Raw genomic sequence first — 24,910 nt, forward strand, 5'->3', positions numbered from 1 at the left:
CTCAGGAGGTCCCATCCGTGACGGCCCGTCAGGACAGCGCGTCAACCGAGGACGGCGGGGTCGCCGGTCGTCCTGCCAAGCGTTCGGCCACTCGGGCCCGCCCCCGGCCGGCCGGCCGGCCCGAGGTGCCACCGTTGGCCGCCGACGAGTTGCGCCGCCTGGTGGACGGCGGCCATCACGATCCGCACGGGCTGCTCGGCCCGCACCCGCACGTGCCCGGCGTGGACGGCGTGGTGGTGCGGGTGCTGCGGCCGTGGGCCCGTGAGGTGATCGTGGTCACCGGCGAGCATCGGGTGCCGCTCAGCCACGAGGCGGAGGGGCTGTTCACCGGTCTGCTGCCCGGCACCGAGGTGCCCGACTACCGGCTCGAGATCCGCTACGACGGCACCGAGCTGCACACGGACGACCCGTACCGCTTCCTGCCCACCCTGGGCGAGTTGGACATACACCTGATCGCCGAGGGTCGGCACGAGCGGCTGTGGGACGTGCTCGGCGCGCACGTACGCTCCTACGAGACCGCCACCGGCCCGGTCACCGGGACCTCGTTCGCGGTCTGGGCGCCGAACGCGCGCGGGGTGCGGGTGGTCGGCGACTTCAACTATTGGGACGGCATCGCGCACCCGATGCGCTCGCTGGGCTCCTCCGGGGTCTGGGAGCTGTTCGTGCCCGACGTCGGCGACGGCACCAAGTACAAGTACGAGATCCTGGGCCGGGACGGCGTCTCCCGGCAGAAGGCCGACCCGCTGGCCTTCGCCACCGAACTGCCGCCGTCCACCGCGTCGGTGGTGCACACCCCGACCTACACGTGGTCGGACAAGGAGTGGTTGGAGAAGCGGGCCGGGACGGTCCACCACATCGCGCCGATGAGCGTGTACGAGATCCACCTCGGCTCGTGGCGGCCGGGCCTGAGCTACCTCCAACTGGCCGAGCAGTTGCCCGCCTACGTCACCGAGATGGGCTTCACCCATGTGGAGCTGCTGCCGGTGGCGGAACACCCGTACGGCCCATCGTGGGGCTACCAGGTGTCCTCGTATTACGCGCCCACCTCGCGGTTCGGCGATCCCGACGAGTTCCGGCACCTCGTGGACGCGCTGCACCGGGCCGGGGTCGGGGTCCTGGTGGACTGGGTGCCGGCGCACTTCCCCAAGGACGCGTGGGCGCTCGCCCGGTTCGACGGGACCGCGCTGTACGAGCACCCGGATCCGCGCCGGGGCGAGCACCCCGACTGGGGCACCCTGGTCTTCGACTACGGCCGGCACGAGGTGCGCAACTTCCTCGTGGCCAACGCGGTCTACTGGTGCGAGGAGTTCCACATCGACGGGCTGCGGGTGGACGCGGTCGCCTCGATGCTCTATCTGGACTACTCGCGCGAGCACGGCGAATGGGCGCCCAACCAGCACGGCGGCCGGGAGAACCTGGACGCGGTGGCCTTCCTCCAGGAGATGAACGCGACGCTGTACCGGCGCGTGCCCGGCGTGCTCACCATCGCCGAGGAGTCCACCGCGTGGGACGGGGTGACCCGCTCGACCGACAGCGGCGGACTCGGCTTCGGCTTCAAGTGGAACATGGGCTGGATGCACGACTCGCTGGAATACATCCAGAAGGAGCCGATCCACCGGCAGCACCACCACAACGAGATCACCTTCTCGCTGATGTACGCGTGGAGCGAGAACTACATCCTGCCGATCAGCCACGACGAGGTGGTGCACGGCAAACGTTCCATGGTGGACAAGATGCCGGGCGACCGCTGGCAGCAGATGGCCAACGTGCGCGCCTACCTGGCCTTCATGTGGGCCCACCCGGGCAAGCAGTTGTTGTTCATGGGCTCGGAATTCGGCCACGGCGCGGAGTGGTCCGAGGCGCGCGGCCTGGACTGGTGGCTGCTGGACCACGCCGAGCACCAGGGCGTCCGGGAGTTGGTCCGCGACCTCAACTCGGTCTATCGGGGACGGCCCGCGCTGTGGACCCAGGACACCCGGCCGGAGGGCTTCTCCTGGATCGACGGCGGCGACGCGGCGTCCAACGTGTTGTCGTTCGTCAGGCACGGCGCGGCCGGCGAACAGCTGGTGTGCGTGTGCAACTTCTCCCCGGTGGTCCGGGAGGACTTCCGGGTCGGCCTGCCGCACGCGGGCCGGTGGCGTGAGGTACTGAACACCGACGCGGCCGGCTACGGCGGCGCCAATGTCGGCAATCGAGGCGAGGTACGGGCCGAGGACGTGGCGTGGCACGGCCGACCGGCCTCCGCGTCGATGACGCTGCCGCCCCTGGCCACCGTCTGGTTCGTCCCCGAATAGCGGTCGAAGTCCCTCCCGGGAGCCGACGTCGCACGGTCGACGTCGGCTCCCGGTCGGTTCGCGGTCGGCTCCCGGTCGGCTCGCGGAAACGTGACACTCCGGCGAATCGTGAATTAGTGTCTTGCCTTCATGCCCCCGGAAGACGTCCCTCCGGAACCTGCCGGGGTCGATGCGACAGCCAGAGAGACATGGAACACGGGGGTGTTCTCACATGACGGCGGACGCGGGTACGGGGTACAAGGCCCTTCCCTCGGACTTCAAGACGGCGGGTAAGGCTTTCACCGACGCGGGACGCCGCGTGGCCGAGATCCGAACGACGCTCAAGACGTCCATCGAGGGTCTGGGCGAGTGCTGGGGGGACGACGACCTCGGCAACGGCTTCGCCAAGTCGTACAAACCCGCCCGGGACAAGGTGCTCGAAGCGCTCGAAGCGCTCGCCAAGGGTCTCGGGGAGATCGGCAAGGGTCTCGACACGTCCGCCGGCAACTACCAGAAGACCGAGGACCACAACCGCGAGAGCTTCGGTGGCAAGGCCTGATGGCGGTCGAAGCGGGGGAGATAGTCGAGAAGGTCCTCGAACTGCTCGTCGGCGTCGACTGGCCGGAGGGCGACGAGGACAAGTGTGAGGCCCTGGGCAAGGCGTGGGAGCACGCGGCGACCGAACTCGGCAAGGTCGCGGGGGACCTCGCCGCGGCGGTGAACAAGCTCAACGCCGCCAACGAGGGCAAGGGCATGGAAGCCTTCCTTCGGATGTGGGACAAGCTGAGCAAGGGCGAGAAGGCGTTCTTCCCGGCCCTGGAGGCGGCGTCCAAGGCACTCGGCGGCGCCGCGGACGACACGAGTGACACGATCTACGCCACCAAGATCGAGTTCGTCACGATGGCCACCATCCAGGGTGCGGCGATCCTGGCCCAGATCGCGGCCGCGCCGATCACCCTCGGCATCACCGCCGGGACCGCGGCGGCCTCGACCGCCGCACTGCGGTTCTCGTTCATGCAGGTGCTGCGGCGGATGTTGGGCCGCATCGAGGCGTCGATGGTGCGCCGACTGCTCAAGAACGTCGCCCTCGAGGCACTGTCCGAGGTGCGCGACGACATCATCTCCCAGTTCATCCACATGACCTGGGGCTCGCAGAACGGCTACTCGATCAAGCAGACCGCGCTGGCCGCGGGCGGCGGCGCGGCCGGCGGGTTGGCCGCGATCGGCGTGAACGGGCTCGGCAAGAAGGTCTTCGGCGAGGGCGCCGAGTCCGGCATCAAGGGCGTCACCACCTCGCTCGCCTCCAACGTGAGCGCCGAGGTCGCGGGCACGGTGGCCACGGGCGGCCCGGTGAACTGGGAGACGTTCGCGAGCGGAGGGCTGGGCGGGGCGACCGATCACGCGGCGTCGAAGGCGGGCGATCGGGTCTCGAACGCGTTCAATGTCCCGAACATCGGCACGACGAACCTGGGAGCGGGCGGGAACGTCGGCGGCAACAGAATCGATTCGACACTGAACCCGGATCGTGGGGGGTCGGGGAACGGCGGGGGGAACGGGGGGAGTTCGGGCGGGTCGAACGGGGCCGGTGGATCGAACGGGTCCGGGGGGTCGCACAACTCCAATGGGTCCAACGGATCGAATGGCTCAGGCGGGTCCAACGGGTCCAACGGCGGGTCCGGTGGGAATCAGGGCGGGGGCTCGCCGCACGACAACTCCGGGAACCCGGGCGGGAATTCCGGGGGGCGCTCGGGGGGTGACCCCGCGAACTCGGGAGGCAACTCCGGGAATTCCGGAGGCAATTCGGGGAACAACGGGAACTCCGGTGGCAACTCCGGTGGTGATCACCGGCCCGCACACACCCCGGTCGCGACCCAGAGCGCGTCGACGGCCCCGCCTCCCACGGCGGATGCCTCGACGGCGCCTTCCGCGCCGGCTCAGGGCGCACCGGCCCACAGCGGCGGGCCGTCGCAGAACACCACGACCTACGTACAGGCTCCGCCTCCGGGCGGCGGTCAGCCGGGTGGCGCGCCGGCGCCCGCCGGTGGCTCGCCGGCCGTGAACGGCGCGCCCGCAGTGGGTGGTTCGCCGGCCGCGAGTGGTTCGCCGCATGGCGGTGGCGGTGTACAGACCGCCAGTGCGTCGACCGGTGCTCCGGCCGCGGCCGGGCCGTCCTCGGCCGGCTCGCCGTCGAGTGGCGGGCCGTCGCCCGCCGGGCCGGGTTCGACGACGACCAACGTGTCGACGACGACGGCGGCCGCAGGTACGGCTGCCGCCGGAGTTGGGAACACGGGTCCCGGCACCGGATCGGCGACCGCGGGCAACTCGGGTGCCGGCAACGGGAGTACGACCGCGAACAACGCGGCATCCGGACCGGCGGCGACCCGGCCTGCGGGTGGTGGGACCGGCAACTCTGTTGGGACACAAGGGACTTCACCGAACCACAACGCGCCGGGCAGCGGCTCGCCGGACACCACGAACCGCATTCCCGGTCAACGTACGGAGGGTTCGGGCACCTCCGACCGCCCGAACACGTCCCCCGACACCACGCCGCGCACCGACCACCGCCCGGACTCGGCCACGCATCCGGCGCCGGACCGGGCCGCGGACCCGAATTCGGGTATCCGGCCGGACAGCCACACCGGGCCCGGCACGGACCCGGCCACGGACGCTCACCCGGACTCGGATGCCCGGTCGGATACGGACGCCCGGCCGGACACGGCGCCGGAGACTCGCCGGGACTCGACGCCGGACACAAGCCCGGACGGTCGGCCGGACCCGGCCGGGGACGCCACGCCGGACGCTCGGCCGGACCCGACGTCCGACACGAGTCCGGACAGCCGGCCGGACCCGGCCGGGGACACCACGCCCGACGCTCGGCCGGACCCGACGTCCGACACAAGCCCGGACGGTCGGCCCGACGCGGTGTCCGACACGTCTCCGGACAGCCGGCCGGACCCGACCGGCGACCCCGTCCGGGACGGCTCGCCCGACCCGGCCGGCGAGGCCACGCCGGATGATCGGCCGGACGCCGCGGCGGATCCGCGGCGGGGCACCGATCTCAGCGCCGACCCCTCGGCCGACTCGCACACCGGTGACGCCTCGCCGCGCCCGGGCCAGGACGCCTCGCCGGCGCGGGACGGCTCGAACGGCGGTGTCACCGTGCTGCACCTGCCGCCCGTCGGCCCGCAACGCGGCGCTTCGATCGGCCCGGCTCCGGCCGGCCGATTCGGCGACGCCCTCGACGGATTCGGCAACCGTGTCCGCAATCTGTTCGGCCGAGGCCCCGACGCCTCGCCGAACGTCGCCCCGGACACCGGACCGACCACCGACCCCGGACCGAACCCCGGTCCGTTCCGGCCGAGTTCCGACTCCGGCACCACCTACGACTCGACGCCGTACGGCAGTCCCCGCCCGGAATCCACCCGCCCGGACTCGCCGCGGGATCCGGCCGGCCCACTGGCCGACCGCCCGCCGCTGAACGACGGCCGACCGCTGTACGAGACCGGCGGCCTGATGCCGCCGAGCGCGCGCGACCAGTCGGCGCTCGTCGACGCCGTCCCGCGCACCCCCGACGGCACCCCCGTGGTGCACCCGGATCCGCGCGTCGACGGCTGGCTCCCGCTGCAGAACGACGGCGGCATCGACGTGCCCGGTCGGGCCAACAACTGCATGGACGGCGTGCTGGCCTTCGGCAACACCTGGTTCGGCCGTCCGGAGGTGGCCGCGCCGCGGATCCCCGGTGAGAACGGCGGCGAGACCAGGGCTCCTGAGCGGGCTCAGCGCGAGATCGGCGGGAACTGGACGCCTCTGGGGCAACGTCCGGACGGTGCCACCGATGTCGCCGGCGCGTACGGCGAGATCGAGGCGCGACTGCGCGACGCGGGACCGGGCGCGCTGACGTACATCGTCACGTCCAGGCCGACCGAACCGCGGATCCAACCGGACGGGACGGTCGAGACCGGCCGGGTCTCGCACGCGTGGGCCGCGGTCAACGTGGACGGCGACGTCCTGTGGGTCGATCCCCAGTCGGGCGAGGTCATGCCCGAGCCGTACCCGGACCAGATCCGCGTATGGGCTCTGCCCGTGGACGCGAACGCGCGGCCGATCGACATGTCGGTGCCCCCGACCACGCGCCCGGCCGACCCGACCCCGGACCCCGCCGGACAGCCGAACCCGGCCCGCCCGGCCGCCGATTCGACCACGCCGACCACCCCCGACCGGCACACCGACACACCGGACACCACGCCCGACCCGAGTGCCGACACGACACCGAACCCGCCCCACACGGAGCCGAATCCGACCTCGGACCCGACCCCGGACGCGCGGCCGGACAGCACCACCGACGGCACCCCGGACGGCCGACCGATGCCGGAAACCGACACCGACACCGACACGGACGTCACGACGGACACCCACCCGGACGCGGAGCCCGACACCGCATCCGACGCCCGTCCCGACACGAAGCCCGACCCGGCTCCCGAGGTCACCCCGGACTCCGACTCCGACCCCCGTCAGAACACCACGCCGGACCCGTCGCCCGACCCATCCCCCGACCCGACGCCGAATCGGCGGACCGAAACCACCCCGGACGGGGACGGCACGCCCACCCCGGACGCGAACACCGATCCCACCGCGGATCGGGACGCCACCCCGACCCCCGACCCCGCGGGCGAGCCCCACCCGGCGTCCCACCCGACCCCGGACACGACGCCCACCCCGGTCCGCAACACCCTGCAGAGCCTCGGCGACCGGATGCGCGGTCTCCTCGGCCGGGGCCCGGACATCGACACCGGCCCGAACCACCTCGGCCCGGGCGCTCCCCCGTTCCAGGGCGGCCCGTTCCACCAGAACACCAACACGCCGTCCCCCTACAACGGGACGGCGTACGGCAACACCCCGGTGGCGAACAATCCGTACGCGCAGCCGATGCCGCACCACGCGCCGCCACCCACGTCCGGCGGTCCGATGGCGGGCCGCCCGCCGCTGTCCGCCGGGCGTCCGTTCAACCAGCCAGGCGGCCTGCTCCCGCCCACCTGGAGCGACGTGAGCGCGTTGAACAACGCGGTACCTCGCCATCCCGACGGCACACCCGTGGTGCACCCCGACCCTCGCCAGGGCCGCTGGTTCCGGTTGCAGAACGACGGCGGCCACCAGGTGCCCGGCCGAGGCATCAACTGCCTGGACGGCGTACTGGCCTTCGGCAACACCTGGTTCGGCCGACCGGAGGTGTCCGCGGCCCGTATCCCGGGTGAGAACGGCGGCGAGACGAACGGCATGCAGCGCGCGGAGCAGGAGACCGGCGCGCCGTGGAACCGACTCGACCTCAACCCGGACGGCTCGTCGAACCCGGGTGCGGCCTTCGCGCGGATCGACGCCACCCTGCGGGCCTCCGGGCCCGGCTCGATCTCGTACATCGTCACCGAATGGCCCCCGCGCAACGAGGTCCAGCCGGACGGTTCGGTCCGGGTGGTGCGCAGTTCGCACGCCTGGGCCGCGATCAACGTGGGTGGCGACATCCTCTGGATCGACCCGCAGACGAACCAGATCATGAACCTGCCGCATCCGAACGCGATCACCGTCTCCGCGATCACGCTCGACCCGAACGCCCGACCGGTCCCCATGACGGCCCCGCCCGTCACCCAACCGGTCGCCCCACCCCCGCCGCCGCCGCTGCCGCACAACCAGCAACAACCACCGGTGAACCCGTACACCCGGCACCAACCGCCGCCGGTACAGCCCAACCCGTACACGCAGCCGCAGCCGCAACCGCCGGTGCACCAAAACCCGTACACCCAACAGCAGCCACCGCCGGTGCAGCCCGCCCCGCACTTCCTCCAGACGATGCAGCCGGGCCCATACGCCCACCAGCAGCCGGTACAACCGGGCCCGTACAACCAGCCCGGCCCGCACACCCAACAGCCGGTGCAGCCCAACCCGTACACGCAACAACCACCGGTACAACCCGCCCCGCACAACCAACAACCGATCCAACCGGGCCCGGTACACCCGGCACCGCCACACAACCAACAGCCGGTCCAGCCGACACCGCCACACACCCGGCAGCCCATCCAACCGGGCCCGGTACACCCGGCACCGCCGCACAACCAACAGCCGATCCAGCCCGGCCCGATTCACCCGGCACCGCCGCACAACCAGCAACCGTTCCAACCGGGCCCGGTACACCCGGCACCGCCGCACAACCAACAGCCGATCCAGCCCGGCCCGATTCACCCGGGACCGCCACACAACCAACAGCCGTTCCAAACGGGCCCGGTGCACCCGGCACCGCCGCACAACCAGCAACCGTTCCAAACGGGCCCGGTGCATCCCACGCCGCCGCACAACCAACAGCCGATCCAGCCCCAGCCCGGCCCGGTACACCCTGCGCCCCACCACCCGCAGCCGTTCCGAACCGGCCCGGTGCATCCCACTCCGCCGCACAACCAACAGCCCCTCCAAACCGGCCCCGTGGACCCCGGCAGCCACCTCCCGAACCCAGGGCAATCCGGGCCCAATCCCACCCCCGCTCCGACCCCGGCCACTCCCCCGCCGTCGCCACTGCGGCACGCGCAGGCCAATCCGCCCGGTCCGATCGACACCACGCCGCCCCTGGCGCCGCCGATGCAGGCCAATCCGCGGCCGCTCGGCGAGCCCGCGACCACGGCGAGTCCGACCGGCGATCGGCCCACCACGCACGACGGTCGGCGCGACGACATCGAGCGTGAGGTCGGCGACTTCATGGCGACCCGCCCGGCCGCGGAGAACTTCGACCCCAACGCCGCGCCGAACGCCAACCCCGCCACCACGCCCACCACTTCATCGACGCCGAACCCGAACCCGCCGAAGCCCGACGACGTTCGCGGCGGCCAGTCGCCCTACGACCTCGACGTCGCGCGGGACCCGTCCTTCATGGCCGACCGCGCGAACCTGACCTGGGACACCCACCGCGGCGACGCCGAGTTCGAGATGCCGCAGAGCGCCCGCTCGAACAACCCGCACCCGGACACCGGCGCACCTCCCCGCAACAACCTCAATCGGGCCACGATCCGCCGGATGTTCGACGCCGCCGGCATCGACGCGCTGGTCAACCACCCGAACCCGGACGAGTTGACCAGCGCCGAGCGCCAGGCCAGGGACGAGTTCGACCGCCTCCTGCGCGGCACCGACGGACGACTGCTGACCGGCCCGGACCTGGCCCAGCGCATGAACGACCTGGCGCTGCGCGGCCGGGACATGACCGGCGCTCCGCGCTACCCGATCAACTCGGGATACGCGGGCCAGATCGTGCACTTCGCGAGCCCGACGCTGGACAACCACTTCCCCGACGGTGTCTACATCAACCTGCAGGGTTATCCCGACTTCACCGCCTACGCGGTACGCACCATAAACCTTCCGCACACCGTCGTCGCCCCACCCCAACGCAGTGATTTCCCGCCCGGTCCGGACGGCACCAAGAAATTCAAGGAAGCCCGCCAGGAAGCGAACGACGACCAGCGCAAGCTCGATATTCGCCAGGCCAACGCGGAATTCCGAAACGATCCGATGTGGGCCGGTGTCCGCCCGGGCCGCAGCGCTCCCGGATACGTCTGGCATCACGTCGAGGGCACACGCACCATGATGCTCATACCGTTCGCAGTACACTACGCGGTGAAACATCACGGTGGTATCGCCAGCGCCATGGCCCCCGATCCCGCGTCCGGCAACCCTGGAGTCCAGCCTTGACCGTCGAATTGACGCCGCGAGGAACCCTCTCGGAAGAAGCCCTGCGCGAACTCGAAGAAAAACTCGGGTTCGCCCTGCCGGCCGAATACCGGGCCTGGCTCGCCGCCACCAACGGTGCCGACTTCCCGGTCGCCGCCCAGCTCATGCCCCGTGGCCTGGACCCGGAGGACGACCTCTACGGCCACCGCACCGGCGGCGACCCGCAGACCGAACTGCTCTACGCCCACGGCTATTGCCGCGACGTGCTCACCCGGGACTATCTGCCGGTCACCCGACTCACCACCGGAATCGTGGCGATCAAGGTGACCGAGCCCGAATGCGGCTCGCTCTGGTATTGGAGCGAATCGACGCTCGACACCGACGAGGAATACACCCCCGAATACATCTCGACCCACCTGCTCCGCCGGGTGGCCGATACCTTCGCCCAGTTCCTGGAACTGTGGGAGATCGACCCGACCTCCCCGTTCCTGGATTCGGCAGATCCGGAACGGACCGCGCCATGACCGATATCGGAGCCGCGGCCGGCGACTCGCCGGCCGCCGAATTCGCGGGTTCGATCGTCGATTTCGGCCGCACGTCGCGCAGTCGGGTCTACCCCGGCGGGGTCTTCGTCGACCTGTACGGATTCCCGGATTTCCTGCCGTACGCGCGGGTGGTGATCGAGGCCGCGCCGATCCCGCCGGGGCTCGGCGTCGACGAGGCCCGGGTCACCGACGTACTCGCGGCCAACCTCGCGGCGGTCGGCACCGGCGATCCGCTCTACCGGGGCCTCGTGGAGACGGCGACCCCGCGCGGCTGGACCTGGCACCACGCGCCGCACGCACGTCGGCTGTACCTGATCCCGGTGGACGTCAAGAACGCCATGCTCCACCACGGCGGGGTGGCCACGATGACGTCGGTCGACCGGGACCGCACCGGCCTGTGGAGCCCGGTCGAGCAGGCCCGGGTACCGGTTACGCCGGACGTCGGCCGACCGCTGACCGACGTCGACCTGACCCACCTGGAGGGCAAGTACCTCAAGTACCGACTCCCGGACGCCTACCGGGAGTTGCTGATCGACAACGGCGGCGGCCCGCCGGCCCGACCGGCGGTGCACCCGCGTCACGGGTTCGTGTTCGACCAGCAGTTCTTCAACCTCTACGGCGCGTACGACCCGTACGACCTGCTGGACGTGACGGCCCGGTTCACCGACCGGCTGACCGCCGACTTCCTGGCCGTCGCGTGGGTCCAGGGCGGCGCGCTGGTGCTCAAGACCCGGGGACGGGACGCCGGTTCGGTCTGGTACTGGGACAACGACGACCGCTACGCCCGACAGGGCGACACCCCGGAGGCGACCGTCGCGCTGCTGTCCCGGCTCGCCGACGACGTCGGCACGCTGCTGGCCGACGAGTTGGTCCAGGTGCCCGGCGAACTCGACGAGATCGCCCGCGTCGCGGCGGCCGCCGGCCACTACCGACCGATCGTCGTCGACCACGCGGGCGCGGGTCTGCCCGCCGACCTGCGTCCCTGACGCGGCATCACGAAGGGAACGGACGAGACCGATGTTCGACAATCAGCTGCCGCCCGGCGTCGGTGCGGCGTTGCAACGCCCCGGCCTGGAGCCGATGACGGCGGTGAGCGCGCACACCACGCTCGTGGACCTGCATCCGGCCGTGACCGCGCTCCTCGACCGCACCGAGCCCGCGATGCGCTCGGTGTTCCACGGGCGTTGCCCGGACGCGGCGTTGTTGTCCGAGGTCGCGGTCGAGGCGGAGGCGTCGTTGGCCGCCGAGGGTGCGCACGACCCCGACCACGAGGCGGTACTCGGCCGGATGCGGCACCTGCTGCGCGGCGCGGCGCTGGCCGCGATCCTGCTGCGCGAGCCGAACGACCCCGCGCACGAGCGGCCGATCCCGCCCTGCTCGTCCTGCGCGCCCGCGCTGGCCGATCTGGGCGTGACCGTCCTGGAGGTGCCCGCGTCATGAGCGACCGTTTCCCCGAGGCGGTGGCCGAGGCCCTGTCGGCCACCGGCTGGCAACCCGGCATCCACATCCCGGAAGAGGAACTGCTGCGCTGGTACCGGGCGTTGGGCACCGCCGGGATCGACGTCCCGCCGGGCGCGATCAAGGCGCTGTGGGAGTTCGGCGGGATGACGGTGCATCAGTACGGGCCCGGCGCGGACATGTCCCGGATGCCGTTCCGGATCGACCCGCTGGTCGGGCTGTACGCGGGCGACGTGCTCGCGGCGTACGGCGCGGCGCTGGGCCGGCCGCTCACCCCGGTCGGCGAATACGACCTGGGACGCGGCCGGTTGGCGATGGATCCGCGCGGCGCGGTCTACCTGTGGTGGGGCGACCTGTGGCACGTGGCCGACACCTTCGACGGCGCGCTGATCGCGCTGATCGAAGGTCGGCGGCCCACCAGGCTGAACCTGACGCCCGCCCGGGAGCCGCTGCCCCCGAAGCCGATCGACGAGCGCGAGGCCCGGGACAGGGCTCGGCGGCACGTGGTCGGCGGCGGCCCGCACGCGCCGATCGACTTCGTGATGACCGAGTTCGAGTACGGCTGGTTGGTCCAGGCGATCTTCGCCGACCCCGACCCGATGGCCAACGTGGGCGCCGGCCAGTGGATCATCGACCGCCGCAACGGCCGGGTGACCCTGTGGCCGAGCCTGCCCACCGAAAACGTCCTGGCCCTGTTCCGCGAACGCCACGTGGACGCGTAGCACCGGGCGACAACCGGCCCACACGCCGATGCGCCCCGGAACCGCGTGGGTTCCGGGGCGCGTCGGTGGTTCGGTGCGTCGACCGCTCGTGTCGACCCGACCCGACTACTTCACGTTGACCTTGTTGATGCCGTAGCCGGGGATGTGCAACTTCCCGCCCAACTGGGCGTACATCGAACTCTCCACGTTCGTGAAGAACACGACCGGCACGTTGATCGGCGGCGGGCTCTCGGGTGTGAAGGTGATCGGGATGATCCCGAAGATGTTCCCCTTGAGGTACTTCACGTACATCGTCGTCGGGATGTCCGCGTCCATCCAGGACTTGCTGCCCTCGTCGGACGAGATGACGACGTCCTTGCCGCCCGCCTCCTTCACCGTCATGGACATGTTCCAGATGTCGATGCCCTTGGACACGGTGAACTTGAGCGCGTTCTCCTCGACCCCGGCGAGCGTTTCGACCTTGACCACGCCCTCGTAGTTCAGCCCGGCCATGGCCAGCAGGCTGGACTTGAGGACCAGGGGGTCCACCGCGACCGGCGGGATCCCGTTGCCGCTCTTGGCGTTCACGGGACCCTGGACCGGGCACGGAAAGGGCGGCTTGCCGTCCTTCGGCGCCGCCGACGACGACGTGGCCGACGGCTTGGCCGACGTCGTCGTGGGCTTGGTCGAGGGTTTGCCCGACGCCGAAGCGGAGGGCGTCGACGCGGCCGCCGCCGGCGGCGTGGCCGAAGCCGAGCCGCCCGAGGCCGCCAACGGTGCGACGGGTGGGACGGGTGCGGCGGGTACCGTCGACGCCGGCGCGGACGACGCCGTCGAGGGCGGCTTGATCCCGGGCAGGCCGAGCCCCGGCAACCCGGGCAACGTCAACTCGGGCAGTCTCAGCTCCGGCAGCTTCAACTCGGGCAGCTTGAACGCCGGTTCCCCGCTTGCCGGTGCCGTGCTCTCCGGCGACTTCGAGGTGCCGGCCTTCGCGTCGGCCGTCGGGTTCCGCGCGGCGGTGGGTTGCCCCGCCGCGGACTGCGTCCGCGCCGCCTTGCCGGCGGGGGTCGAACCCGCCGACGCGGCGGCCGTGATGCTCGGCGCCGCGCTCGACGCGCTCGGCGCGGCCGACGCCGAACCGGCCGACGCGGTGGGACTCGCCGAGGCGCACGGCCCGTCCGCGTACGGGTTCTCGGGCAGCGAGTCGCCGGGCGACGCACTGGCGATCCCGACCAGCCCGACCACGCCGGCCATCGCGGCCACGATCACCGCGAGCGTGACCCTGGGGGCGGCCGTTCCCGCCGCCGTGTCACCGGGCCGGTCGGTCTCCGACCCGGTCGACGCTTCCCCCGAGGCATCGGGGGCCTTCCCGCTCGACACGTCGGCCGGGAAGCCGTCCTCGACGAGCGTGTCGTCGGAGTCGGCGCGGCCGTCGTGTCCGTCCCCCCGGTCGTCGTCACCGCTGCGCTCGTCGTGCTCGTCGTCCGACGACTCGTCGTACGTCCACGAGGTCGCGAGCATGCCGCCGACGAGGCCGAACAACATGCCCACGCCGAAGCCGCCGAATGTCGCCACGATGAAGGACACGAGCGACACGATGATCACGAAGATCCCGAGGTAGATCCGCGCCGCCGGGGTCAACCAGAGCGCGATTCCACACATGATCAGGATGGCGCCGATGAACAGCGCCGAGACGCCGCCGAACTGCGTCAGCCTGACCGTGACGTCACCCGCGCTGACGGATGCGTACGGGGCCCACAGGATGGGTCCGGCAGCCAGGATGGTGAAGAGTCCGGCCCAGAACGGCCGGGCCGATCGCCACTCCCGAAACGCGCGCCGGCCGCGCACGACCGCATGGGGATGCCGCTGTTCTGCGGTCACGATTCAACTCCCTGGAATGCCGCCTCGATACGACTGACCGGCTGTGGGCGACGAGGCGCCCACAGCCGACGGAACGTCAGAAGCACTCCTTGCTACCGCCGCCGACCTCCAGGTGGAGGTCCTTGAGATAGAACCGGCCCGCCTGCACGAGCCAGGCCGACTGCTTGACGTCGGTGAACGTCGCCTTGTTGGCCTGCTGGCCGAACATCGTCGGGTGGCCGTTGCCGATGGTGGCCGGACCCTTGCCCCCCGAGCCCTTGGCCATGGTCGAGGCGTCGACGCCGATGTCGATGTTCTCGAACACCGCGTCGCCGTCCAGCCCGTCCATCGACAGGGTCATGTTGTCGGCCTCGGCCTTGGTGCCCTTGCCGCCGGCCTCGATCCGGAGCACGATGCCGAACGGCCCCTTGACCGACTGACACAGGTTGGTGATGTCGGCGTGCCCGATCGCGGCGGTCGCGACCGGCACGTCGGCGCCCTTGTTCCGCTTGAGGAAGTCGCCGAACTGCGAGAAGTCCGTCGCCTCCATCTTGTCGGCGCGGACCTTGAAGTTGCCGCCGCCCACGGTGATGTTCACCGGGACCACACCGTTCGCGACACCCGCGAACATGCCCACGGTCATTGCCGCGACCGGCAGGAGCACGATGCCGAATCGCTTCCAGCGGGTCTTGCCGCTACCCGCCTGAACCTTCTTGTCCATGGTCCTCCTCGGGACAGAGTCCCCTCCTCATGCGGACCAGGGCCGCACGTGGCGGGGCATGGAGGGAGGGCCTGCCTGTCCCGGGAGGACCGGCGCGGCCTGGATGGGGAGGTCCGCGTCCGTGCCACCGACCGGCTGCCGGGGCGAATGGGACACGGATCGAGCGGCCCGATCATCTTTCACGACCGGGTCGGCACACAAGAGGTTCGTTACCGACGAGTAACGCGGTCCGTCCAACGCCGCTCGCCACCGGATCACAGCGCGGCATCGAGACGCACGCCCGCCGATCCGATTTTGTGGGATAAGTCCGTTAACGGATCACCAGGAGGTCACCAAAAGACACGCAGGGCGAGGGAAATGACCCATAGTCAAAGATGGGTAAAGACAGCGCCCCGGCCGCTCTCGGAATCGAGAACGGCCGGGGCTTCATCGACAAAGCGAGCGAGTGCGGCCGGCGCCCGGGACGCGGCCCGGAACGCCGCGCGGACCGGTGTCCGACGGAGCCGGACCGCGACGCTGACGCAGACTCAGAAAAGCACGCCCGCAAGGGCCATGCGCGCCTTCGGCACCCGGGGGTCGTCGGCGCCGACGATCTCGAACAGCTCGAGCAGGTGCAACCGCGCCTTGTTCCGCTCGTCGCCCGAGGTCCGCCGTACGGTCTCCACGAGTCGGGCGAACGCCTCGTCGGCGCGGCCGTCGAGGATGTCCACGTCGGCGGCGAGGGTCTGTACGGCGACGTCGTCCGGGTGCTCGGCGGCGTCCGCCCGGGCCTTGTCCGCGTCCACACCCTGGGTGCGCAGCAGGAGTTCGGTGTTGATCAGGCCGAGCTTGGCCTCGGCGTGCGCGGGGTGGTCGGAGAGCACGTTGCGGAACGCCTGGGCCGCCCCGTCCAGATCGCCGGCCTCCAGCGCCTCGTCGGCGGGCGCGAGCAGCGGGTCGCCGGGGGGCTCCTCCTCGGACTCGGCGTCGTCGGGGGCCTCGGCCGGCGCGCCGTCGACCACCACGCCGGTCAGCCCGAAGCGCTCCTCGCCGAGCTGGACGAGCTGGTCGAGCACCTGTCGCGCCTGCTGCTCGGGCACCACACCCTGGAACAGCGGGGCGAGCTGGCCGCCGAGCACCGCCATCACGGCGGGGATGCCCTGGATCCCGAACTCCTGGGCCAGGCGCGGGTTGGCGTCGACGTCGATCTTGGCGAGCACGAAGCGGCCGGCATACTCCTCGGCCAACCGCTCCAGGAGCGGGCTCAGCTGCTTGCACGGCTGACACCACTCGGCCCAGAAGTCGATCACGACGGGCGCCTGCTGGGAGAGCGCGAGCACATCGGTCTCGAAGGTGGCCTCGGTGACGTCGATGACGACCCGTTGGCCACCGGCCGCGGCGGCGGGCTTCCCGGCCGGTGCGGCCGCACGCTTGGCGGCATTGTCGGCGGCGGCCTTGACCGCCCCGAGATCGACTACTCCGCGCATGGACATGTTCCGTGGCTGCATGTAGACATCTTCCCCCGAGAGCAAGGCGAACGATGCACGGGGCGACCCACCGGCACACGCACGAGTCCCGTCGCGCCCCGGTCCCCGCAGGATGCGGGCCCCGGGACGGACGACGACCCTTGACGGGTCGTCAGTCGCGATCGTGTGCTCGAATCCCCATCCAGGCACCGCGATTCGCTACGGCTCGTAGCGTAAGGGGAGCGCCGGGGGGAATGCGACCGTAGGATCCCGAATGGCGGATGTGAGTTGCGCCACCGGTCCGGATCACGCCAGGTACCGTACCAACCGGTAACATGACCGCCCGTGCACGACGAATCGGCGGAAACGGCGGAACGACGGGCGGTCGGCGCGCCCCCACAGCGCATCGGGCGCCCCCGCAGCACCACTGCGGACGACGCGATCCTGGCCGCGGCGCGCGCACTCCTGGCCGAGGGCGGCTGGGCGGGGCTGACCATGGGCGACGTCGCCACGCGTGCGGGCGTGGCCAAGACCACGCTGTACCGCCGCTGGCACTCCAAGCACGACCTGGCCATCGCCGCCGTCGCGGAGATGCTGGGCACGCTGCGCCTGCCGGATCGGGGCCCGGATCTACGCGCGGACATCGAGGACGTGGTCCGCCGCTTCGCCGCGCTCCTCGGCCGTCCCGAGATGCGCACGGCCCTGATGGGCCTGGTAGCCGACTCCACCAGCGACCCGGCCCTGCGGCGGCGCATCCGCGAGGAGGTCGTCGACCCCCAAAAACGCCTGGTGGTGGAGGGCCGAGCCCGAGCCGAGGCCAGGGGCGAGATCACCGCCCCCGGCGACATAGACGTGGACCTGATCTTCGACGTGATCGCCGGCACAGTGGTCCAACACGTCCTGGTAAGCGCCGAACCCGCCTCCGACAACTGGATCCAACGCTTCACCACATTCGTGGCAACCGCCCTACTCCCCCACCCCGGACAACCAGCCCACCCACCCGCTTGAGCCCCTCACCCAAAGCCCGAGTCAACTCCCCCAAAAGCCCACCCAAGCAATTCCAGCCCACCGGTGCTTGAGGCCACCTCGACCGAAGGCCAGGTCAACTCCCACACAAGCCCACCCACGCAATTCCAGCCCGGCCGGCGTTTGAGGCCAAAGGCACCCCGACCGGCCCAGGTGCGCGCGAGGCCACCTCGACGGGAGCCCAGGCCCTCGACCGAAGGCCGGGTCCCCCAGCCCGGCCGGCGTTTGAGGCCAAAGGCCGCCCGGACCGGGCTCAGAACCGTGCCGGCTCCGTGTACGTGCCCCACTCCTCCCGGAGAACGTCACAGATCTCCCCGAGCGTCGCCTCGGCCCGAGCCGCCGCCAACATCGGCGGCACCAGATTCCCCGAGCCCCGCGCAACATCCCGCATCGCGGCCAGCGCCGAGTTCACCGCGGCCTGATCCCGCGCGCCCCGCCGCTTCCCGAGCATCGCCACCTGGTCCCGCTCGACCTCATGGCTGACCCGCATGATCTCCAGGTCGCCCGTTACCGACCCCTCGTGGCAGTTGACCCCGACGACCCGCTTGTCGCCCTTCTCCACCGCCCGCTGGTAACGGAACGCCGACTCGGCGATCTCCCCGGTGAACCAGCCGTCCTCGATGCCGCGCAGGATGCCCGACGTCATCGGCCCGATCGAGTGCGGCGAACTCTCGCCCAACTCGCGGATCTTCGCGAACGTCGCCTCCGCCTCGGCCTCCAGCCGATCCGTCAGCGCCTCCACGTACCACGACCCGCCCAGCGGGTCGGCCACCGCCGCGACGCCGGTCTCCTCCATCAGCACCTGCTGGGTGCGCAGCGCGATCTCCGCGGCCTGCGCGCTCGGCAGCGCCAGCGTCTCGTCCAGCGCGTTCGTGTGCAGCGAGTTCGTCCCGCCGAGCACCGCCGCGAGCGCCTCGACCGCGGTGCGCACCACGTTGTTGTACGGCTGCTGCGCGGTCAGCGACACGCCCGCCGTCTGGGTGTGGAAGCGCAACCACTGCGCCTTCGCGGTCTTCGCGCCGTACACGTCGCGCATCCACCGCGCCCAGATCCGGCGCGCCGCGCGGAACTTGGCGATCTCCTCGAAGAAGTCCACGTGCGCGTCGAAGAAGAACGACAACCCGGGGCCGAAGACGTCCACGTCCATCCCGCGCGACAGCCCGAGTTCCACGTAGCCGAACCCGTTGGCCAGCGTGTACGCCAGCTCCTGCGCGGCCGTCGCCCCCGCCTCGCGGATGTGGTACCCGGACACCGAGAGCGGCTTGTACGCCGGGATCTTCTCGGCGCAGTACTCCATCAGGTCGCCGATCAGCCGCAGGTGCGGCTCGGGCGCGAACAGCCACTCCTTCTGCGCGATGTATTCCTTGTAGATGTCGGTCTGCAGCGTGCCGTTGAGCGTGCCGATGTCCACGCCCTGCCGCTCGGCCGCGACCAGGTACATGCAAAACGCCGGCACCGCCGGCCCGGAGATGGTCATCGACGTGGTCACGTCGCCCAGCGGGATGTCGCGGAAGAGCACGTCCATGTCGGCCGCCGAGTCCACCGCGACGCCGCAGTGTCCGACCTCGCCCAGCGAACGCTCGTCGTCGCTGTCCCGGCCCATCAGGGTCGGCATGTCGAAGGCGACGGACAGCCCGCCGCCGCCGGCCGCCAGGATCATCCGGTAGCGCTCGTTGGTCTGTTCCGCGTTGCCGAAGCCGGCGAACTGGCGGATGGTCCACGCCCGGCCCCGGTAGCCGGTCGGGTACAGGCCGCGGGTGTACGGAAACTCGCCCGGCCAACCGATCCGCTCGAAGCCGGCGTAGGGCTGATCCGCGGGCGGGCCGTAGACCGGCTCGACCTCGAGTTCGGAAAGCGTGGTGCGGCGCATGCCGTCGTTGCGGACCTTGTCGTAGCGGTCCTGCCAGCGCCGCCGACCCTCTTCGATGTCCTCGGTGTTCACGTGGCTCCCGTCCGATGCCGTCGTCGTAGGACCCATTCCCGCGCGGCACCAGAAAATTACTAGGACGTCCTAGTAAATGTCCACGCCCCCGAAAACATGCCCACGCCCCGGATAACGCCGAAGCCCCCGACGAGGTGTCGGGGGCTTCGTGGGCGCGGGCCGCGAGCGCGGCGGCGACCGGTCAGGCGGCGGCCGGCGCCGGGGTCGGCTCGACCAGCTTGTGCTTCATCTTGTAGTCGAAGACGAACGGGCCGAACGGCGGGATCGCGGCGACGAACGCGAGCAGCGTGGTCTTGTTGTCCCAGGACAGCTTGGTGCGCGCGTCCATCATGGCCAGCAGGTACAGGATGAACAGGACCGCGTGCAGCAGGCCCAGCGGCATGACGAGGTTGATGTCCGAGATCCGGCTCAGCAGCGAGCCGAAGACGAGCAGGATCAGGAACGAACAACCCTCGGCGATCGAGATCACCTTGAAGCGGCCGGAGGCGGTGGAAAGCATGGGGGAATCCTCGGGAAGAAGCGGGTACGGAACGGGCTGACCGAGAGCGGCTCAGGCGCCGGCGGCGGCGGTGGCGAGGCCGCGCTCGTGGACCGCCTCGACGGCCTTGCGCTCGGCGAAGAACGACGCGAGCGGAACGGTCCCGGCGAGCATCATCAGCAGCATGCGCTCGAACTTCCACTTCATCTTGCTGCTGAGGTCGAAGGTGACGACGAGGTAGATCATGTAGAACAGACCGTGTGCCTGGCTGACGTAGAGCGTCGCCTTCTCGCCCGTGTCGAACCCGTACTTCAGGACCATGCACAGGCACAGGACCAGGAGCATGCACCCGGTGATCCAGGCCATCACTCGGTAGCGGGTCAATACGGCAGGCTTCACGGCAGCACCTTCGGTAACGGCGGGCTCGACGTCGTCGTCGACCGCTTTTCACAATGGCGCATGCAGCTTACGTCGCCGGCACCGGGGTCCCCGAATCCGCCCCCTCCCCCGCCGTGCCCCCGTCCTGCGCCTCGTCCTTCGCCTCCGCCTCGACCGCGAAATCGCCGGCGTCCACCCGCAACACCCGCAGCAGGTCGAACAGCTGGGCGCACTGCTCGGCGGTGTACGCGCCGAGCCCGAACTCGCGCGCGGTCAGGTCCCGGGTGGCCCGCTCGGTGACGTCGCGCCCCTTGTCCGTGATCACCGCGAGTACGCCCCGGCCGTCGCGCGGGTTCGGCCGACGGGCGACCAACTCGGCCTGCTCCAGGCGGTCGATCGTGTTGGTCACACTCGTCGGATGCACCATCAGGCGCTCGCCGATCCGGGACAGCGGCAGCGAGCCGGTCCGGCTGAAGGTGAGCAGGACCAGGGCCTCGTAGCGGGCGAAGGTCAGGCCGTACGGCTTGAGCACCGCGTCGGCACCGGCGAGCAGAATCTGCTGGGCACGCATGATCGAGGTGATGGCGACCATCGGCGGGCACTCGCCCCAGTGCTCTCGCCAGTGCTCGTCGGCACGCGTGATCGGATCGAAGGGAAGGTTCAGTGGCTTCGGCACGGGCCGAGCGTAGTGGAGGTTACCGATCGGTCACGTGGCCGTCTCACAGAGTGCGGTACGCGCCACGCCGACGACGTGCGGCAACCAAAGGGTCATTCAAGTTTCAACTAACTCCGGTATTCTTGGTCCATGACCGATGCCGAGCCCAGATGGCTGAGCGATGAAGACCAGCACGTCTGGCGCCAGATCATCGCCGTGATCAACATGCTGCCGGCGCGGCTGGAGCGCGAACTCCAGCGCACGCACGGCCTGTCCCTGCACGACTACCAGATCCTGGTCCAGATCTCGGAGCACCCGCGGCAGGAGGTGCGGCTGAGCGATCTGGCCGAGGCCACCCAGCAGTCCAAGAGCCGGCTCTCGCACCAGATGACGCGGATGGAGAACGCCGGCCTGGTCGCGCGCCGCAACTGTCCGACGGACCGCCGCGGGGCATACGCGGTGCTCACCGAGGAGGGCTGGGACGCGCTCCGGGCCGCCGCGCCCACCCATGTCGAGAGCGTCCGCGAACACCTGATGGACGTGATGACGCCCGCCCAGAAACAAGTCGTCGGCGAAGCCTTCGGCGCGGTAGCCGCCAAGCTGCGCCCGGCCGCCCGCGCCACGGTCTGCCCCTCCACGGAGGAATGCTGACCCGGCGACCCCGGGTCCACCCAAGAACAACGCCACCCACGGCCCCGGTCCGGCCCACCGTCCTCAATCGCCGGACGGGCTGACACCTGTCGACCCGGTCCGGCCCACCGTCCTCAAACGCCGGACGGGCTGGATTTGCTTCGGTCTGGGGCGCAGGCTGCGGTTCGCTTTGCCGCAGCTTGAGCCCAAGAGCCAAGCAAATCCAGCCCGTCCGGCGTTTGAGGACGGCAGGCCGACTCGGGCCCACGAGGCGAGCAGCCAGACCGCAGCCCACACAACGAACCGAACCAACCCCAGCCCGTCCGGCGTTTGAGGACGGCGAGCCGGACCGGGCCCACGAGGCGAGCAGTCAGACCGCAGCCCACACACCGGGCCGAACCAACCCCAGCCCGTCCGGCGTTTGAGGACGGCGGGCCGACCCGGGCCCACCACGCGAACAGCCGGACCGCAGCCCACACAACGAACCGAACCAACCCCAGCCCGTCCGGCGTTTGAGGACGGCAAGCCGACTCGGGCCCACCACGCGAACAGCCGGACCGCAGCCCACACACCGGGCCGAGTCAACTCCAGCCCGTCCGGCGTTTGAGGACGGCCGGCCGGCCCGGGCGCCCACCACGCGAACAGCCGGCGCGCAAGGCGGCTTCGGGCCGCTGCGCGAACTAGGCTCCCAGCCCCGCGATCAGCTCGTCCGCCGCCGCATACGGGTCCAAGGACCCGGAAAGCACCTGGTCCGCCAGCGACTCCAGCCGCCGCCCACCCCGCAGGTCGCCGATCCGAGCCCGCAGCGCGGTGACCGCGATCGCCTCCACCTCGTCCGCCACCCGCCGCCGTCGCCGCAGCCGCAGTTCGCCGCCCGCCTCCATCCAGGCCCGGTGCTTCTCCAGCGCCTCGACCACCTCGTCCACGCCCTCCCCGCGCGAGGCCACGGTCTTGACGATCGGCGGACGCCAGTCCCCCGGCCCCCGCGCCTCGCCGAGCGAGAGCATGTGGCCGAGTTCGCGCGCGGTGGTCGCCGCACCGTCCCGGTCCGCCTTGTTGACCACGTACAGGTCGCCGATCTCCAGGATCCCGGCCTTGGCCGCCTGGATCCCGTCGCCCATGCCGGGCGCCAACAGCACCACGGTGCTGTCCGCCATCGAGGCGATCTCCACCTCCGACTGGCCGACCCCCACCGTCTCCACGATCACCACGTCGCACCCCGCCGCGTCCAGCACGCGCAGCGCCTGCGGGGTGGACCAGGCCAACCCGCCGAGGTGCCCACGCGAGGCCATCGAGCGGATGTACACGCCCGGGTCGGTCGCATGGTCCTGCATCCGCACCCGGTCACCGAGCAGCGCGCCGCCCGAGAACGGCGAGGACGGGTCCACCGCGAGCACGCCGACCCGCCGACCCAGCCGGCGGTACGCGCTCACCAGCGCGGTCGTGGAGGTCGACTTGCCCACCCCGGGCGAGCCGGTCAGCCCGATCACGTAGGCGTTGCCGGTCAGCGGCGCGAGCGCGGCCATCACCTCGCGCAACCGCGGCGAGGCGTCCTCGACCATCGAGATCAGCCGGGCCACCGCCCGCGGCTTGCCCTCCCGGGCCTGGGCCACCAACGTCGCGACATCCATCCCCGACCTCATGCGCCACCGCTTCCCTGCTCGGATATGCCGAAACGACCCCGCAGTCGGCGAGCCGTCGCACCGCAGTGCGCGCCCCGCGACTGCGAGATCGTTTCAGGTGGATCGATCACACGGAACCGTACGGTCGCTCAGCCGTACGTTCCGAACCGGTTCACACGTGTGGACCGAACCGGCTCAGGCGCCCGGGACGGTGAGGATCAGCGCGTCGCCCTGGCCACCGCCACCGCACAGCGCCGCCGCACCGGTACCGCCGCCGCGGCGCTTGAGCTCCAGCGCCAGGTGCAGCACCACGCGGGCGCCGGACATGCCGATCGGGTGGCCGAGCGCGATCGCGCCGCCGTTGACGTTGACCTTGTCCGTGCTCACCCCGAGGTCGCGCATCGACTGCACGGCCACCGCCGCGAACGCCTCGTTGATCTCGATCAGGTCGAGGTCGTCGACGGTCAGGCCCTGCTTGCCGAGCGCGTGCTTGATCGCGTTCGAGGGCTGCGACTGGAGCGAGTTGTCCGGGCCCGCCACATTGCCGTGCGCGCCGATCTCGGCCAGCCACTCCAGGCCCAGTTCCTCGGCCTTGGCCTTGCTCATCACCACGACCGCGGCGGCGCCGTCGGAGATCTGCGAGGACGTACCCGCGGTGATCGTGCCGTCCTTGCTGAACGCCGGACGCAGCTTGCCCAGCGACTCGGCGGTGGTGTCCGGGCGGATGCCCTCGTCGGCGGCGAACACGACCGGCTCGCCCCGGCGCTGCGGAATCTCCACCGGCACGATCTCGGCGTCGAAGATCCCGTTCTTCGCGGCGGCCGCGGCGCGCTGGTGGGACAACGCGCCCACCGCGTCCTGCTCCTCGCGCGAGATGTCCAGCTTCGTGTTGTGGTGCTCGGTCGACTCGCCCATCGGGATGTTGTCGAACGCGTCGGTGAGGCCGTCGTAGGCCATCGCGTCGAGCATCTCGACCGCGCCGTACTTGAAGCCCTCGCGCGACTTGGGCAGCAGGTGCGGGGCGTTGGTCATGGACTCCATGCCGCCCGCGACCACGATGTCGAACTCGCCCGCGCGGATCAGCTGGTCGGCCAGCGCGATCGCGTCCAGGCCGGAGAGACAGACTTTGTTGACGGTGAGCGAGGGCACGTTCATCGGGATGCCGGCCTTGACCGACGCCTGTCGGGCGGGCATCTGCCCGGCGCCCGCCTGAAGCACCTGGCCCATGATCACGTACTGGACCTGGTCCCCGGTGACGCCCGCGCGCTCGAGCGCGGACTTGATCGCGATGGCGCCGAGGTCGGTGCCGGAGAAGCCCTTGAGGGAGCCGAGCAGTCGACCCATGGGGGTACGGGCCCCGGCGACGATGACAGAACCGGCCATGAGGGTGGCCTCCACAACTTTATGGTCGGGGTGCCATCGCCAGGCGGGCCGGGCGACGTGCGGCATCCCCGCGACGGACGTGAAGTTGTTCC

At 71.0% G+C, this 24,910-nt stretch carries 18 protein-coding genes; 9 read left to right on the plus strand and 9 right to left on the minus strand.

Going from position 1 to position 24,910, the window contains the following annotated elements:
* The first annotated feature begins 17 nt into the window (after nt 1-17).
* The 7 genes from glgB to EMA17_RS13680 all read left to right on the plus strand — a co-directional run bounded on the left by glgB (nt 18) and on the right by EMA17_RS13680 (nt 12,699).
* A complete protein-coding gene (gene glgB, locus EMA17_RS13650; RefSeq protein WP_126637266.1) occupies nt 18-2,294 on the plus strand; it encodes a 1,4-alpha-glucan branching protein GlgB in 2,277 nt (758 codons plus the stop codon).
* A 211-nt stretch (nt 2,295-2,505) separates the two neighbouring features.
* Nucleotides 2,506-2,832, plus strand: a complete 327-nt coding sequence (locus EMA17_RS13655) for a WXG100 family type VII secretion target (protein WP_078975381.1) — start codon at nt 2,506-2,508, stop codon at nt 2,830-2,832.
* Complete coding sequence (locus EMA17_RS13660; RefSeq protein ID WP_126637267.1) at nt 2,832-9,995, plus strand: toxin glutamine deamidase domain-containing protein; 7,164 nt, start codon at nt 2,832-2,834, stop codon at nt 9,993-9,995. The genes EMA17_RS13655 and EMA17_RS13660 overlap by 1 nt, the downstream gene beginning before the upstream one ends.
* Nucleotides 9,992-10,498: an SMI1/KNR4 family protein gene (locus tag EMA17_RS13665; protein ID WP_160161398.1), complete on the plus strand. Its 507-nt coding sequence runs from the start codon at nt 9,992-9,994 to the stop codon at nt 10,496-10,498. Before EMA17_RS13660 ends, EMA17_RS13665 begins: the two co-directional genes overlap by 4 nt.
* Entirely contained in the window at nt 10,495-11,505 is a 1,011-nt protein-coding gene (locus EMA17_RS13670; protein ID WP_160161399.1) for an SMI1/KNR4 family protein, read from the plus strand. Before EMA17_RS13665 ends, EMA17_RS13670 begins: the two co-directional genes overlap by 4 nt.
* 31 nt (nt 11,506-11,536) lie before the next feature.
* Nucleotides 11,537-11,959: a YwqJ-related putative deaminase gene (locus EMA17_RS13675; RefSeq protein WP_126637270.1), complete on the plus strand. Its 423-nt coding sequence runs from the start codon at nt 11,537-11,539 to the stop codon at nt 11,957-11,959.
* Nucleotides 11,956-12,699, plus strand: coding sequence for an SUKH-3 domain-containing protein (locus EMA17_RS13680; RefSeq protein ID WP_126637271.1), 744 nt, complete (start codon nt 11,956-11,958; stop codon nt 12,697-12,699). Before EMA17_RS13675 ends, EMA17_RS13680 begins: the two co-directional genes overlap by 4 nt.
* 105 nt (nt 12,700-12,804) lie before the next feature.
* Here the strand turns inward: EMA17_RS13680 and EMA17_RS13685 are convergent, their stop codons facing one another.
* From EMA17_RS13685 to EMA17_RS13695, 3 genes are all read right to left on the minus strand, one after another.
* Nucleotides 12,805-14,559: a DUF6114 domain-containing protein gene (locus EMA17_RS13685; RefSeq protein ID WP_126637272.1), complete on the minus strand. Its 1,755-nt coding sequence runs from the start codon at nt 14,557-14,559 to the stop codon at nt 12,805-12,807.
* Nucleotides 14,560-14,635: 76 nt separating this feature from the next.
* Complete coding sequence (locus EMA17_RS13690) at nt 14,636-15,259, minus strand: DUF6230 family protein (RefSeq protein WP_078975388.1); 624 nt, start codon at nt 15,257-15,259, stop codon at nt 14,636-14,638.
* 527 nt (nt 15,260-15,786) lie between these two features.
* The gene (locus tag EMA17_RS13695; RefSeq protein ID WP_126637273.1) at nt 15,787-16,746 is read right to left on the minus strand and encodes a tetratricopeptide repeat protein; all 960 of its coding nucleotides are present in this window, start codon (nt 16,744-16,746) and stop codon (nt 15,787-15,789) included.
* Between the two features lie 303 nt (nt 16,747-17,049).
* On the opposite strand from EMA17_RS13695, the gene EMA17_RS13700 reads away from it, so the two are divergent.
* Nucleotides 17,050-17,712: a TetR/AcrR family transcriptional regulator gene (locus tag EMA17_RS13700; RefSeq protein ID WP_126637274.1), complete on the plus strand. Its 663-nt coding sequence runs from the start codon at nt 17,050-17,052 to the stop codon at nt 17,710-17,712.
* A gap of 271 nt (nt 17,713-17,983) precedes the next feature.
* On the opposite strand, the gene icmA is transcribed toward EMA17_RS13700, so the two are convergent.
* The 4 genes from icmA to EMA17_RS13720 all read right to left on the minus strand — a co-directional run bounded on the left by icmA (nt 17,984) and on the right by EMA17_RS13720 (nt 21,204).
* Nucleotides 17,984-19,672 carry a coenzyme B12-dependent isobutyryl-CoA mutase large subunit gene (icmA, locus tag EMA17_RS13705; protein ID WP_126637275.1) on the minus strand — a complete coding sequence of 563 codons (1,689 nt, stop codon included), beginning with the start codon at nt 19,670-19,672 and terminating at the stop codon, nt 17,984-17,986.
* 181 nt (nt 19,673-19,853) lie between these two features.
* Nucleotides 19,854-20,171 (minus strand): DUF3817 domain-containing protein, encoded by a 318-nt coding sequence (locus EMA17_RS13710; RefSeq protein ID WP_126637276.1) that lies wholly within the window; start codon nt 20,169-20,171, stop codon nt 19,854-19,856.
* Nucleotides 20,172-20,222: 51 nt separating this feature from the next.
* Complete coding sequence (locus EMA17_RS13715) at nt 20,223-20,549, minus strand: DUF3817 domain-containing protein (protein ID WP_078975393.1); 327 nt, start codon at nt 20,547-20,549, stop codon at nt 20,223-20,225.
* 67 nt (nt 20,550-20,616) lie between these two features.
* Nucleotides 20,617-21,204: a MarR family winged helix-turn-helix transcriptional regulator gene (locus EMA17_RS13720; RefSeq protein ID WP_126637277.1), complete on the minus strand. Its 588-nt coding sequence runs from the start codon at nt 21,202-21,204 to the stop codon at nt 20,617-20,619.
* A 129-nt stretch (nt 21,205-21,333) separates the two neighbouring features.
* Here EMA17_RS13720 and EMA17_RS13725 point away from each other — a divergent pair, with 129 nt between their 5' ends.
* Nucleotides 21,334-21,834, plus strand: a complete 501-nt coding sequence (locus EMA17_RS13725; RefSeq protein WP_126637278.1) for a MarR family winged helix-turn-helix transcriptional regulator — start codon at nt 21,334-21,336, stop codon at nt 21,832-21,834.
* 659 nt (nt 21,835-22,493) lie between these two features.
* On the opposite strand, the gene meaB is transcribed toward EMA17_RS13725, so the two are convergent.
* Together meaB and EMA17_RS13735 are read right to left on the minus strand one after the other, a co-directional pair.
* Nucleotides 22,494-23,444 carry a methylmalonyl Co-A mutase-associated GTPase MeaB gene (gene meaB, locus EMA17_RS13730; protein WP_126637279.1) on the minus strand — a complete coding sequence of 317 codons (951 nt, stop codon included), beginning with the start codon at nt 23,442-23,444 and terminating at the stop codon, nt 22,494-22,496.
* 186 nt (nt 23,445-23,630) lie between these two features.
* On the minus strand, nt 23,631-24,818 hold the full coding sequence (locus EMA17_RS13735) for an acetyl-CoA C-acetyltransferase (RefSeq protein WP_078979219.1): 1,188 nt from the start codon (nt 24,816-24,818) through the stop codon (nt 23,631-23,633).
* Between the last annotated feature and the right edge of the window lie 92 nt (nt 24,819-24,910).

This window comes from Embleya hyalina (assembly GCF_003967355.1).
Taxonomy (GTDB): domain Bacteria; phylum Actinomycetota; class Actinomycetes; order Streptomycetales; family Streptomycetaceae; genus Embleya; species Embleya hyalina.

Excerpts from the sequence above, each read along its gene's own strand:
- EMA17_RS13660 (WP_126637267.1), top strand. The coding sequence starts at position 2,832 with ATGGCGGTCGAAGCGGGGGAGATAGTCGAGAAGGTCCTCGAACTGCTC.
- EMA17_RS13695 (WP_126637273.1), bottom strand. The coding sequence starts at position 16,746 with ATGCAGCCACGGAACATGTCCATGCGCGGAGTAGTCGATCTCGGGGCG.
- EMA17_RS13675 (WP_126637270.1), top strand. The coding sequence starts at position 11,537 with ATGTTCGACAATCAGCTGCCGCCCGGCGTCGGTGCGGCGTTGCAACGC.
- meaB (WP_126637279.1), bottom strand. The coding sequence starts at position 23,444 with ATGGATGTCGCGACGTTGGTGGCCCAGGCCCGGGAGGGCAAGCCGCGG.
- EMA17_RS13680 (WP_126637271.1), top strand. The coding sequence starts at position 11,956 with ATGAGCGACCGTTTCCCCGAGGCGGTGGCCGAGGCCCTGTCGGCCACC.
- EMA17_RS13725 (WP_126637278.1), top strand. The coding sequence starts at position 21,334 with ATGACCGATGCCGAGCCCAGATGGCTGAGCGATGAAGACCAGCACGTC.
- EMA17_RS13690 (WP_078975388.1), bottom strand. The coding sequence starts at position 15,259 with ATGGACAAGAAGGTTCAGGCGGGTAGCGGCAAGACCCGCTGGAAGCGA.
- EMA17_RS13670 (WP_160161399.1), top strand. The coding sequence starts at position 10,495 with ATGACCGATATCGGAGCCGCGGCCGGCGACTCGCCGGCCGCCGAATTC.
- EMA17_RS13655 (WP_078975381.1), top strand. The coding sequence starts at position 2,506 with ATGACGGCGGACGCGGGTACGGGGTACAAGGCCCTTCCCTCGGACTTC.
- EMA17_RS13735 (WP_078979219.1), bottom strand. The coding sequence starts at position 24,818 with ATGGCCGGTTCTGTCATCGTCGCCGGGGCCCGTACCCCCATGGGTCGA.
- EMA17_RS13710 (WP_126637276.1), bottom strand. The coding sequence starts at position 20,171 with ATGCTTTCCACCGCCTCCGGCCGCTTCAAGGTGATCTCGATCGCCGAG.